The organism is Neobacillus jeddahensis, assembly GCF_000612625.1.
GTDB classification, from domain to species: Bacteria; Bacillota; Bacilli; order Bacillales; family Cytobacillaceae; genus Neobacillus; species Neobacillus jeddahensis.
In genome coordinates this window covers 1-12,521 of sequence record NZ_CCAS010000037.1, presented here as the reverse complement: position 1 = coordinate 12,521, position 12,521 = coordinate 1, and the positions used below count along the sequence as shown (strand labels likewise).

Genomic DNA, 12,521 nt, shown 5'->3' with positions numbered 1-12,521 from the left:
AGGAGTTTATTTCACATGACACATGCACATTTAACATCGTTAGTTTTATCTTTACTATTATTAATCTTCATCGTAATTCGCCAAAAACAAGGGAAAACTATTAAAGTGTGGCATATGGTATTACGTTCCTCCTATCTGCTCATCATTGCAACTGGATTTATGCTCTTCATGTCCGCCTATTCGATCCCGATGTCCTATTATTTAAAAGCCATTATGGGCATTGTGATGATTGGTCTATTTGAAATGGTCATCGTCAGAAAACAAAAAGGTAAAGCTACGGATGTACTGTGGATTACTTTTTCTATTGTCCTTGTTATTCTTCTTGCCATGGGCTTCACACTTCCACAAGGAATTGACTTACTTAAATAACAGCCTAAAGAAAACTCGCCGATCGGCGAGCCCCTAAGGGAGAAGACAGAGGCGTAGTTGCCCTTAGGCCTGATAGGAAAGTTATACTTTCCTATCGGCTAAAAAAAGAGTGTATAAGCGGTGCCTGACACCACTTATACACTCTTTATTTAAACCATCCCTTTTCTTTTGATTGGGTGATTGCTTCAATTCGGTTTTTCACTTCAAGTTTGTCAAGAATAATGGAGATATAGTTGCGGACAGTGCCGGTTTTAATGCTAAGCTTTTCGGCAATTTCTTTTGTATTTTTCCCATCTGCGACGAGCTCTAGTACTTCTTTTTCTCTGTCTGTCAATGGATTTTCTTCACCATATACATCATCCATTAATTCTGGTGCATAAATCCGTCTTCCTGACATCACATTTCGAATGGAATTGGCTAGCTCTTCACTTGGACTATCCTTTAACAAATAGCCGCTCACACCTGCCTTTAGAGCTCGTTGGAAGTAACCTGTCCTGGCAAAGGTGGTTAAGATGATCACCTTACAGCCAACCCCTTTAAGCTCTTCTGCTGCCTCCAACCCACTCTTTCCAGGCATTTCAATATCCATAATGCAGATATCCGGTCGGAATTTTTTTACAAGTGTTACAGCCTCTTCACCATTCGATGCCTTACCGACTACTTCCATATCATCTTCCAAATTGAGTAAGGAACCAAAGGCCCCGAGCAGCATCTGTTGGTCTTCCGCAATCACGATCTTAATCAATTTCGCTCCTCCTTTTCCACTGGCTTAACATCATTTGGTACTTTTATCATTAAAGTTGTTCCATCGTTTGTCAAGAGTTCGATACTTCCATTAATAAATTCCAACCGCTCTTTCATTCCATTAAGTCCATGACCATCGGTTAACATTTCTTTATCATTCTTGAAACTTCCATCATCACGAATGGTTAGGATGGTATCTTTCCAAGACTGTTCAATCGAAATGCAACAATTCTTGGCTTCACTGTGTTTGACCACATTGTTTACAGCCTCTTTTAAACACATACTTAAAATATTCTCCGTTAGCAGTGACACATTGGAGAGAGTAAATTCTCCCCTCCCATCAAAGCTTATTTGCGCAGCCTTAAGAATTTGCTTCACTCGACAAATTTCATCCTTTAAGCGAATCCCACGCATCGAAGAGACCATTTTTCGAACTTCACTTAAGGCAGTCCGTGCCGTTTGCTGCACATCCAGCAATTCCTCTCGAGCCTGATTTGGATCTTTAGAAACTAATTTACGAGCCAAATCTGACTTCAAGCCAATGAGCGACAGCTTTTGTCCAAGCGTATCATGAAGGTCACGAGCAATCCGATTCCGTTCTTCCATTTTGATCAGTTCGGAAATTCTTTTATTGGCGTCCTCTAGCTTTTCTTCAAGCTGCCCCCTCTCCTTACGATTGTGAATATTAAACGGGAGAAGAATTACACTGATCCAAGCAATGATAACGAACGGCAGTTGATGTAGAAATAATTTTTCGTGCATGACGATGTTATAATTTATCGAAGCAGAAGTACTAATTAAATGAATAAAGTACAGGGTGAGAAAGGCAACTCGTTCTTTAATATTACCGATAAAATAAGCAAGGAAAAAAGCAAAATAAACATAGCTGAACAGACTGCTAGCCGTAATGGAAATCCCAATTAATATCAATGTCCACAGATAGACAGGCCAACCTTTTGAAATAAAAGCAATCCGGTAGAGGATGAAAAACACCAAGGTAAGTAAGATTCCCACTACGATTTCAATTGTAGATGGAGATTGAAAAATAAAGTAAAAAGGTAATATACACAGGATGGTCCATAGATACGGGGCAATACTATTATTTTTTTCGAAGGTCATATACCTTTTTATCATGTGTGAAACCTCATTTTCTAATAAAATACATTATTCTTCTATCTTACCTTACAGTGCCTTCATTTTCTCCTATTATATCCTTATTTTTGCTATTATCTTCAAATTCTTACACCTGTTTCGCGAACAATCTTATATATGTATTTTACATATATGAATCGTACTAAAATTAGCATGGTAATTATATAATTAATTAGTCAGAATTTTATAAATGTTTACACCGTTCAAATCTTGGCAACATATGGATATAAAAACATTAGGAGGAATAAAAAGTGGGAGAATTTATTAATCTTTGCTCCAAAATTCCCTATTTGCGTTTTGGCGTTGGTGAACCTTTGGTTTTTATTCATGGGTTAGGGGAGGTCAAGGAGGGATGGTCAAACCAGTTTGAATTTGCTGATCAATATGACTTAATTATTCCTGACTTGCGTGGTCATGGTGAGTATCAATCGCCTGGAGAGATTTCCATTAAGAACTTTGCTATTGATGTGATTAGTCTTTTAAAAAGCCTCAAAATTGAAAGCGCACACATTTGTGGACTTTCAATGGGCGGGATGGTCGCTCAAGAAATTTATCGTCAGGCACCTGAAATGTGCCGATCCTTAATGCTTGTTAGTACCTTCCATTTTGCACCGAAAAAACTTGGAAAGCTTTTTTTAAAATTCCGACAGGCACGTGCAGAAAATAAATCCCCTGATGTATTGAGAGAAACCGCTGCTAAGATTTGCCTGTATTCTTGGTCAAAAGAAAATTTCGATCATTTTTATCAATTCTACAAGCCTAATAGTGAATTCTATTTCAAGGCAATGGAAGCATGCCTAAAAGTAAATAATTTAACATTGCTTCCTAGGATAAAAATTCCAACCTTAATTATCGGCGGCCAATATGACTCTGTCATCCCTGTTTGGGTTCAATTATTGATGCATAAGCAAATACCACACTCAGAGTTTGTTATCTTTAGAAATACAGGCCATATCGCAAAACTTGAGGCAAAAGATGCCTTCAATGATGTACTTCGGACCTTTTTAAATAAACACAAAAATGCAAGCTAAAGAGGAAGGATACATTCTTCCTCTTTCTAATTGCCCACACTAATTATATTTACTTGTACCGACTTTTATTACACCATAATGTTAAAGCGGGTTCGAACGTGTGGAAGCCCACTGATCCACAATTTTAGCAAATAGACCGGAGAGCGCTAATCCTACATGGCCAGCTTCAACTGAAATATAGGTCTTATCCTCACTTGAGGTTAACTCAACCATTGGCTTACTTTGGTCTTCTAAAATTAAATTGTCTCTTGACCCGGAAATGACATATAGATTAGCGGTAATATTTTTCAAGTCAACCTGCTTATTTCCAATCATTAATTCACCTTTAACAAGCTTGTTCTCTTTAAAGAGATCATTGGCTAATTGTCGATATGCTTCACCAGCAAACGGAACTTGATCTAGTGTCCATTTATTCATCCTGCGCCATTTATCAACATAACGCTGATCATGCGCTCGACTTAACAGCATTGTATAGTTTGTAAAATAAATTGGTGCTCCAATTGCTCTAAACATTCCCTCAACTAATTTTGGCGGAATAACACCATACGTATCAATTAATCGATCAATGTTTATATCGCCATTGCGCAGCCCTTCAGCCCATTGATCGGGACCAATAAATGGTTGAAAATCAATCGGAACGGTCGCTACGATTAAATTTTTGATTGGCTCATCTGCAATCGCTGTATAAATAGAAGCAATCGTGCCACCTAAGCAATAACCAATGAGAGTAATTTCTTCCACCCCGGCATGACGAATCGCACGCTTTACGGCCGTACGTAAATATTTTTCGATATACGTATCAAGCCCGATTTTTTTGTCTTCATACCCGGGAGAACCCCAATCTAATAAATACACTTCATAGCCCATGTTTGTTAGTCCTTCAATGACACTTGTCTTTGGCGCAATATCTAAAATATAAGGCTTATTAAATAATGAATAGACAAAAAATAATGGAATCTGATATTTTTTCTGTTTTGCGGGATAATGCCATAAAACAGATTTATTTTTTCTCCACACTTCATTTCTTGGAGTGTGACCGACCTTCGGCTCAGGTTCACTAAAAGCCTTAAGCAGCTGTGTCCATCGCTTTGCTTCCTTCTCATAATCCAAACTTGGGATGAATTCCTTTAAAAGTGAATCTGCCGCCACTATGTTTTCCACTCCCTTCTATTAATTTCCTGCTCCTGTACCAGCTCCAGATAGCACGGGTTCTTTTACCTTCTCATCTTTAATAAGGCCTTTTATCGTTTCAAATTCTGCTTGGAAATTTGATAACTTCATTAGTTCAAATTTCATTTCTTGAAGTTCAGCATGTACATCCTTTGTATCTGCAAGTTCTTTTTTCGTTTTGATTAACTCAGTTTTTAATTGCTTGGTAAGCTTAATGATTTCCTTAGATACTTCAACAACACTTTCAATCTCTTTATTCTGAGACTTAACAGCATCCTGTAAATCCCATATTTGCTCCTCAAGTGCTTCCATTTTTTCTTCCGCTTGAAGTGTTAGGTTAGCTACATTGGTCACATCATTTTTTGTAGGTAAATTTAGCAAGCTTACAAATGCCTCTTGATTTTTTTTAAATGACTCAACATAACGAGATTGGAAATCTGTTCTTAAATTTGCCATTTTGACAAATTCTTTATTGTTCGTCCAAAGAAAAAGTAAATCATTAATTTGTTTCTCCCAAAGTAAACTAAATTTATGAAGGGACTCATATGGATCATATGCTTTTTGATCTGCCACTACATTCACCTCGTTATGATTTTGTTACTTCCGCTACGCTTTTCATATATTTCTGAAACGGAAACATCGCTGTTTTCACTTGCTTAGCAAATAAGTTAACGAATATTTTTTGATTTTCATATAGAACATTAGTGGTTTTCTTAACACTTTCGATATATTTTTCTCTGCCACTTTTCCTATAGGCAAGATATTGTTCCACTGTCTCTAAGTACTTATCTAAGGCTTGGAATTGCCCCGTTGTGAGAGCTTGAACAGGGGTCAATAATAATTGAGCTGTTTTGTCCTGAATGTCTTCCACTACTTGATTTATTTCTTCATAAGACTTCACTGGGAAAAATTGCTGCAATGATGTGGTTGTCACCAATAATTCTTCACGGGCTGCTTTTTCCCAGTCCTTTAGTTCTGCCGTAAATTGGGCAGCGATCGTAATGACATTCTCTTGATTTTGTTTAACCATTTCGACGTAGTTCTTTACAGCTTCCAAGAAACGGGTATCCTGTTTGTTAAAACGGTCTGCCCATGTATCTAACTCATCAAATCCAAGTTTCCATAAAAGGTCTAAGCTAGAAAGATTCTTTTCCACTCCACCCTCAGATTCCTGTTTTTCACGGTCTAGGTCTTTTTCATTTTTCTCCGTCATAATCAATATCCTCCTTATCAACTTCGTCTATAAATAACAGCCTTAACTCCAGAAGTTCTTTTTCTAATGTAGTTATTTTATTGTTACGCGTTTCCCTTACTTCGCTTTTTAAAAAAGTGAACCATTCCTCATTGGATTCTCGAACCATTTTCAGCTGAGCTTTATTTCTTTTCTGCATTTGCAGGATGTGATAAATCGTTTCATCCAACAAGTCAATTTTTTCTACCAAATCCACCATTCTGTTGGAAAGGGCTGCTATTTCATCCTTATTCACAAGCTCCAAATGATTTAACCATCTTTTTGTTAATCTTCTGTGAAGCTTAACCTGCTTAAGATGTACCTCTAGGGCTTTACCAAAAGCTAGTGTAAAGCCCCGAGTATTGGTGTATTCATGGATTTTCTTATTCATTTCTGCTTCAATTTTCTTGAAGTCTAAAAATGAATCCTCGCACTTAGAATTCATTTTCTGTCCTCTTCACTAACCGGTTAGTATGTTTATATTAACTTAATAAATACTAGTCTTTAAGTCAATCCTTTTATGAAAAGAATCTATTACAATGATAAAATATTTTATTGCACTGTTGCTGTGGAACCACCATCAACTACCAATATATGCCCATATACATAGTTAGAAGCATCAGATGCTAAAAACAATGCTGGTCCTTTCATGTCATCATCTGAACCAAAACGACCTGCTGGTGTTCTTTCGAGAATCTTTTCACCTGAATAATCCAAGATTGCCTTAGCCATTTTTGTTGGGAAGAATCCTGGGGCTATTGCATTTACATGGACATTATATGGAGCTAATTTTACGGCTAAATCTTTCGTAAACGTAATCACTGCCCCCTTACTCGTAGAATAACCAATCGCATCCATTACTAGGGGATCCTGTCCACCAATCCCAGCTATTGAAGCAATATTAATGATCTTTCCAGACTTTTGCTTAACCATAATCTTTCCGACTATCTGAGAAAATAAGAATACAGATTTAAGATTAATGTCCATTACCTTATCCCATTTGTCTGCAGGCATATCTAAGGCTGGAGCTCCCCAACTCGTTCCGCTATTATTTACCAAAATATCAATTCTTCCAAATTCTTTTAGCGTTTCGTCAACCACGTGCTGGATATCATCAGGGTTGGAAACATCGCATTTTAACGCTAAAGCACTTACTCCTTTTGCTTGAAGTGCTTCTGTATATTGTTTGCAGGCATCCAGATTTCGTGAGCAAACGACTATATTTGCTCCAGCTTCAGCATAGGCAGTGGCAATTTGCTGTCCTAGCCCACGTCCTCCCCCTGTCACAATGGCAGTTTTCCCTTTTAAACTAAATAACGCTTGAATATCCATCAATACACCTTCTTTCTATTAAGCTTGAACTTTTGATTTCTCCTGATCTCTTAACACTCTTCTTAATAATTTCCCCACAGACGATTTAGGCAGTTCCGGTAAGATTTCTACTTCTTTAGGCGCTTTATATGGGGCCAAGTTTTTCTTTCCATACTGTTTGATTTCCTCGTCTGTGATGGTATATCCTGCTTTTAATTTGACATATGCTTTTACTGTTTCACCACGGTAAGAATCAGGAACTCCAACGACAAGTGCCTCTTCAACTGCCTCTAACTGATAGAGGACTTCTTCAATTTCACTAGGATACACGTTGTATCCGCTTGCAATAATCATATCTTTTTTACGATCGACGATATAAAAATAGCCATCCTCATCCATTTTAGCGATATCACCAGTAAATAACCAACCATCTTTTAATACACTTTCAGTATCCTTTGGACGGTTCCAATACCCTTTCATTATTTGAGGACCTTTGATGACTAGTTCACCTGTTTCACCGACTGGTACATCAACATATCCCTCTGCTGTTTCGATTACTATTTTGGCGGTTGTACTCTGAACCGGAATTCCAACACTTCCATATTTCCGTGGTACAAATGGAGGGCTAAATATGGCAGTTGGGGCCGACTCGGAAAGGCCGTACCCATCAAGTAATTTGGCACCAGTCCGCTTTTCAAACAATTTTGCTGTTTCGACTGGCAACGGCGCACCACCACAGCTAATATAATAAAGTTGATCAAAACCGCTCTCTTCCAACCCTTGTTGACTGTTTAATGCAAAATACATTGTGGGAACACCCGACATTTGGAATGGCTTCTCACGTTTCACCGTTTCCATTACTTCTTTTGGATCAAATCGCGGTAAGATAATTTGATTGGCCCCTTCACGAATCCCGCAAAGAGCGGTACTGGATAGTCCATATACATGGAACATCGGCAAGACGGTTATCATTTTAAAATCATTTGGTTTCTCACATGTCTTATAGGCGAACTCACACACCTGATTAAAGTTTGCTAATAGATTATTGTGTGTTAACATAACGCCTTTAGATAGGCCCGTCGTTCCACCTGTATACTGCAGTAATGCAACATCTTCATGACGGTCAATTTCCACCACTGGAAGTTGTTCATTTGCATGAAGGAATTCATCGAAGTATTGGTCTCCGTCAGCAAGGGGCACTCTCTTACCACCGAAGCTTACGACAATGATCTTCTTCACTGAAGTATTCGCTTGGACTGATTTTACTTTTGGATACAGCGTATCAAGAACAACGATATATTCTGATCCTGAATCATTTAATACATGTTCTATTTCTCTCTCCACGTACATCGGATTAACCTGAACAGCAATTCCACCTAACCTAAAAATGCCGAATAAGGCAAAAATATAGTGTGGAGAATTTGGCAGCATGATTGCTAGCCGATCTCCCTTTTGAAAATCCTCATTATGTAGTCCTGCTGCGAATTTATCTGTAACCACCTTTGTATCATTGAAACTCCACACATTTCCATAGAATGTTAATGCAGGCTTGTCATTATAACGGTTAACTGCTCCTTGCAAAAAATCATACAGGGAATCGTGTTCAATACTTACATGCTCATCAATTCTAGGATCATAAATTTTCAACCACGGCTTTTGCTGATAAACCATAAAACTCGCTGCCTCCTCAGGATTCTAAAGTTAGTTAGCAAATATTCCCTTAATAACAGCTGCCATTCTCAGGTGTGGTTTCTTTCGCTAATTAGAATATTAATATAATTATGATTATTGTAGTAAAATGCCGTTTTGTAAACCCTTCCTTATCGACAAAATTCCACAATAATCCAATTAAAATTAATATACGGATAAATATCAGCCATTAAAACGTCCATCCAATTGGGATTGTCTCCTATACTTCGTTCTCATTGTCGAACGATTAAGCAGATAATGTCGAAATATTTTTGTTTTTTATCAGTTCCAACCCCCTGTTCTTTGATAGTAGAAACTATCATATAATTTAATGTTACCAAATTATTAAGGAGTTGATTTTTTGCCTATAACAAAATCAAATGGAATTGACCTGTATTATGAAGTTCATGGTGAAGGAGAACCATTACTACTCATAATGGGGTTGTCACTTAACTCAAAGTCTTGGTTTAGAACTGTACCAGCTCTGAGTAAAGATTATCAAGTAATCATTTTTGATAATCGCGGTGTTGGACTTAGCAGCAAGCCAAATACTCCTTATTCTATTGAGCTTATGGCTGAGGATGCGCGAAGCGTTTTGGATGCTGTTGGGGTAGAATCGGCCCATGTATATGGCATTTCCATGGGTGGAATGATTGCCCAAAAGCTAGCCATTAAACATCCTCAAAGAATTAAATCCTTAATCCTAGGCTGTACGACCTCTGGCGGGGTCAATCATGTACAACCCGGTGCTGACGTATCCATGCTCATGCTTTCAAGAGGATCTTCAACTGCCACACCGGAAGAAATGGCTTGGGCGACCGCGCCTATTCTTTATAGCCAAGCTTTTATTGAAAAGCATCACGATCTGGTTGCGGAGGATATCCAAAAACGAATAGAATTGCCCATCCAGCCTTACGCCTATATGCTTCAGCTTCAAGCCTGCCTTGCGCATGACTGCTATAATGAGATTGACCAAATCCAAATACCAACCTTAGTCATCCACGGAGATAGCGACCGCCTTGTTCCCTATGAAAATGGTATAACCCTTGCAGAGAAAATTCCAAATGCTGAATTTTTGACGATTGAAGGGGCAGGTCATATCTATGTAACGGAAGCCAATGATTTTGTGAATAAGAGAGTTCTAGAATTTCTTAAGAAGCAATAATAGGTAAAAAATGCCCGACCTAGACAAGACGGGCATTTTCCTATTAACCTATTCTATTTTAAATGGAACCATTTCCTTTTTAAGATTTAACCTTGGCTAGTTCTTCATCGCGAAGTACTCTTCTAAGTAATTTCCCAACTGATGATTTTGGCAGCTCTGTTAGGATTTCTACTTCTTTTGGTGCTTTATATGGGGCAAGATTATCTTTTGCAAATTGCATTATATTTTGACTTGTTAATGTATATCCATCCATTAGTTTAATGAACGCTTTAACGGTTTCTCCACGGTAAGCATCCTGTACTCCAATGACTATAGCTTCTTCTACTCCTTCGAGCTGATAGAGGACTTCTTCTACTTCACGTGGATACACATTGTAACCACTTGCGATAATCATATCTTTTTTTCGATCAAGAATATAAAAATAGCCACCCTCATCCATTTTGGCAATATCACCTGTAAAAAGCCAACCATCCTTTAACACCTCGGCTGTATCTTTTGGACGGTTCCAATATCCTTTCATAACCTGAGGGCCCTTTACAATTAGTTCCCCGGATTCCCCTATAGGAACATCAACATAGACTCCCTCTTCGTTTTCACGTACAATTCTAATCACTGTACTCTGCACGGGAATACCAATACTACCATATTTTCTTTCTATAAATGGAGGATTAAAGGCTACCGTAGGGGCTGCTTCAGACAGTCCATACCCATCTCGTAAAACCGTCTTGGTCATTTTTTCAAAGGTTTTCGCTTGTTCAACTGGCAGTGGCGCCCCACCACTTCCAACGTACCATAATTCTTCCAATTCACATTCCTTTAATAGATCAGGTTGACTATTTAATGCAAAGTACATGGTTGGAACACCAGCAAAAATAAACGGCTTCTCACGCTTAATCGTGGCTATGACTTCTTTTACATCAAAACGCGGTAAGATTATCTGATTTGCCCCTTCTCTAATGCCGCACAGGGCGACGCTCGAGAGACCATATACATGGAACATTGGCAAAACCGTAATCATCTTAAAAGATTCAGGTATTTTCTCACAGGTATTGTAAATAAAATCACATACCTGATTAAAGTTAGCTAAAAGATTATAATGGGTAAGCATAACACCTTTTGGTACCCCAGTGGTTCCGCCTGTATATTGCAATACAGCAACATCCTCATGTGGGTCAATCGCAACTTCCGGAATCATCCCATCTGCCTGTAGGAACGCTTCTAAATAACAATCATCTTCGGCCAGATCTGTCCTATCCCCACTAAAGCTAACGACAATCACCTTCTTCAAGGAAGTATCAGATTGAACCTTTTTTACTTTTGGATAGAAGGCATTCAAGGCCACCATATATTTAGCTCCTGAATCTTCTAAAACAAAGCTTATTTCTCGTTCTACATACATCGGATTTACTTGAACAGCAATCCCGCCTAAACGAAAAATAGCAAACAAGGTGAACATATATTGCGGACAGTTTGGAAGCATAATGGCTACTCGATCACCTTTTTTGAACCCTTCTCTATGTAATGCTGCTGCCAATCGATCGACCATTATTTGGGTTTCATTGTAGCTAATCGCTTTGTCATAAAAAGTGAAGGCTGGTTTATCACCAAAACGAGTTACTGCACTTTCTAAAAAATCATAAAGAGACTCGTGCTTGACACTTACATTCTCATCAATCCTCGGATCATAAAGCTTCAACCATGGCTTTTCTTGATAGGTCATCAATATTCCTCCTCCAGAAAATAGCTTACACACTAAATTATTGTAAGGGAGGGGATTTTTGTAAACGAACGAATCTCGACAGTATTCCACAATAATCCACGGATTTCTGATTGAAAATAAGGTGATTTCCATTTTAATAGCTATCCACATTAAAATGGAAATAGAATGCAGTCGAAACATGTCTATCTCCAATCGGATGTTCACAAAATCTTAACTAAAAATTATGAAATTTATTTGACAAAGAAAAGCGAGCAACACGTACTTACCTGTTGCTCGCTTTTCTTTTAGAATAGAAATAAGTAAATAGTGTAGGTTGATTGGAACGAAGGGTGGACGCTTTCCGCGGGCGGGGCCGAGCCGCTTCCCTCGCTACGCTCAGTCCAGGGTCTCGACTTTCCCGCTTTTCCCGCTGGAGTCGCTGCTGATGCAGCTTATAAAACACCAGCGATCACGAACTTTCTATTAGAAAATCAAATGTTACCTGTCCTTCCTTATACTCGTCCAAAAACAAAAGATGGTTTCTTCCAAAAGAATGATTATGTGTATGATGAGTATTATGATTGTTATCTCTGCCCGCAAGGGCAGATCTTAAAGTACACCACCACAACGAAGGAAGGATATCGGCAATATAAATCAAATTCAGCGATTTGTGCAGTATGTCCATTTCTATCGCAATGTACGGAAAGCAAAAACCATCAAAAGCTTATACAACATCATATTTGGGAAGCTTACTTAGAAGAGACAGAACATCTACGTCATCACGATGAAATCAAACAGATATATGCGAAACGCAAAGAGACGGTTGAACGTGTCTTTGCAGATGCGAAAGAAAAGCATGGTATGCAATGGACAACCTTACGAGGTCTCAAAAAATTGTCTATGCAGGCGATGCTTACGTTTGCTGCCATGAATTTGAAGAAAATGGCAATTTGGACTTAT

At 38.3% G+C, this 12,521-nt stretch carries 12 protein-coding genes and 1 pseudogene; 4 read left to right on the top strand and 9 right to left on the bottom strand.

Going from position 1 to position 12,521, the window contains the following annotated elements; translation table 11 throughout:
* Nucleotides 1-15: 15 nt before the first annotated feature.
* Nucleotides 16-369, top strand: coding sequence for a DUF1516 family protein (locus TY15_RS15385; protein WP_040204628.1), 354 nt, complete (start codon nt 16-18; stop codon nt 367-369).
* Nucleotides 370-514: 145 nt separating this feature from the next.
* Here the strand turns inward: TY15_RS15385 and TY15_RS15380 are convergent, their stop codons facing one another.
* Together TY15_RS15380 and TY15_RS15375 are read right to left on the bottom strand one after the other, a co-directional pair.
* The gene (locus tag TY15_RS15380) at nt 515-1,114 is read right to left on the bottom strand and encodes a response regulator transcription factor (protein ID WP_040204627.1); all 600 of its coding nucleotides are present in this window, start codon (nt 1,112-1,114) and stop codon (nt 515-517) included.
* Complete coding sequence (locus tag TY15_RS15375) at nt 1,111-2,247, bottom strand: sensor histidine kinase (RefSeq protein ID WP_040204626.1); 1,137 nt, start codon at nt 2,245-2,247, stop codon at nt 1,111-1,113. Before TY15_RS15375 ends, TY15_RS15380 begins: the two co-directional genes overlap by 4 nt.
* Before the next feature lie 269 nt (nt 2,248-2,516).
* Between TY15_RS15375 and TY15_RS15370 the strand changes: the two genes are divergently transcribed.
* A complete protein-coding gene (locus tag TY15_RS15370; RefSeq protein WP_040204624.1) occupies nt 2,517-3,296 on the top strand; it encodes an alpha/beta fold hydrolase in 780 nt (259 codons plus the stop codon).
* 81 nt (nt 3,297-3,377) lie between these two features.
* Here the strand turns inward: TY15_RS15370 and TY15_RS15365 are convergent, their stop codons facing one another.
* From TY15_RS15365 to TY15_RS15340, 6 genes are all read right to left on the bottom strand, one after another.
* The gene (locus TY15_RS15365; protein WP_040204623.1) at nt 3,378-4,445 is read right to left on the bottom strand and encodes an alpha/beta fold hydrolase; all 1,068 of its coding nucleotides are present in this window, start codon (nt 4,443-4,445) and stop codon (nt 3,378-3,380) included.
* Nucleotides 4,446-4,466: 21 nt separating this feature from the next.
* Complete coding sequence (locus TY15_RS15360) at nt 4,467-5,039, bottom strand: poly(R)-hydroxyalkanoic acid synthase subunit PhaR (RefSeq protein ID WP_040204622.1); 573 nt, start codon at nt 5,037-5,039, stop codon at nt 4,467-4,469.
* Nucleotides 5,040-5,052: 13 nt separating this feature from the next.
* Entirely contained in the window at nt 5,053-5,679 is a 627-nt protein-coding gene (locus TY15_RS15355; RefSeq protein ID WP_040204621.1) for a hypothetical protein, read from the bottom strand.
* Nucleotides 5,663-6,142, bottom strand: a complete 480-nt coding sequence (locus TY15_RS15350; RefSeq protein ID WP_040204620.1) for a hypothetical protein — start codon at nt 6,140-6,142, stop codon at nt 5,663-5,665. Before TY15_RS15350 ends, TY15_RS15355 begins: the two co-directional genes overlap by 17 nt.
* A 107-nt stretch (nt 6,143-6,249) precedes the next feature.
* The gene (locus TY15_RS15345; RefSeq protein ID WP_040204618.1) at nt 6,250-7,029 is read right to left on the bottom strand and encodes an SDR family oxidoreductase; all 780 of its coding nucleotides are present in this window, start codon (nt 7,027-7,029) and stop codon (nt 6,250-6,252) included.
* An 18-nt stretch (nt 7,030-7,047) separates the two neighbouring features.
* Nucleotides 7,048-8,679: a long-chain-fatty-acid--CoA ligase gene (locus TY15_RS15340; RefSeq protein WP_040204617.1), complete on the bottom strand. Its 1,632-nt coding sequence runs from the start codon at nt 8,677-8,679 to the stop codon at nt 7,048-7,050.
* Nucleotides 8,680-9,058: 379 nt separating this feature from the next.
* Between TY15_RS15340 and TY15_RS15335 the strand changes: the two genes are divergently transcribed.
* Entirely contained in the window at nt 9,059-9,862 is an 804-nt protein-coding gene (locus TY15_RS15335) for an alpha/beta fold hydrolase (RefSeq protein ID WP_040204616.1), read from the top strand.
* A gap of 79 nt (nt 9,863-9,941) precedes the next feature.
* Here the strand turns inward: TY15_RS15335 and TY15_RS15330 are convergent, their stop codons facing one another.
* On the bottom strand, nt 9,942-11,582 hold the full coding sequence (locus TY15_RS15330) for a long-chain-fatty-acid--CoA ligase (protein WP_040204615.1): 1,641 nt from the start codon (nt 11,580-11,582) through the stop codon (nt 9,942-9,944).
* A 405-nt stretch (nt 11,583-11,987) separates the two neighbouring features.
* On the opposite strand from TY15_RS15330, the pseudogene TY15_RS15325 reads away from it, so the two are divergent.
* Nucleotides 11,988-12,521 (top strand): annotated as a pseudogene (locus TY15_RS15325) (transposase); the annotation flags it as partial.

Bases quoted from the DNA above. Each gene is read 5' to 3' on its own strand.
- TY15_RS15385 (WP_040204628.1), top strand. From the start codon at position 16: ATGACACATGCACATTTAACATCGTTAGTTTTATCTTTACTATTATTA.
- TY15_RS15375 (WP_040204626.1), bottom strand. From the start codon at position 2,247: ATGATAAAAAGGTATATGACCTTCGAAAAAAATAATAGTATTGCCCCG.
- TY15_RS15355 (WP_040204621.1), bottom strand. From the start codon at position 5,679: ATGACGGAGAAAAATGAAAAAGACCTAGACCGTGAAAAACAGGAATCT.
- TY15_RS15350 (WP_040204620.1), bottom strand. From the start codon at position 6,142: ATGAATTCTAAGTGCGAGGATTCATTTTTAGACTTCAAGAAAATTGAA.
- TY15_RS15345 (WP_040204618.1), bottom strand. From the start codon at position 7,029: ATGGATATTCAAGCGTTATTTAGTTTAAAAGGGAAAACTGCCATTGTG.
- TY15_RS15340 (WP_040204617.1), bottom strand. From the start codon at position 8,679: ATGGTTTATCAGCAAAAGCCGTGGTTGAAAATTTATGATCCTAGAATT.
- TY15_RS15330 (WP_040204615.1), bottom strand. From the start codon at position 11,582: ATGACCTATCAAGAAAAGCCATGGTTGAAGCTTTATGATCCGAGGATT.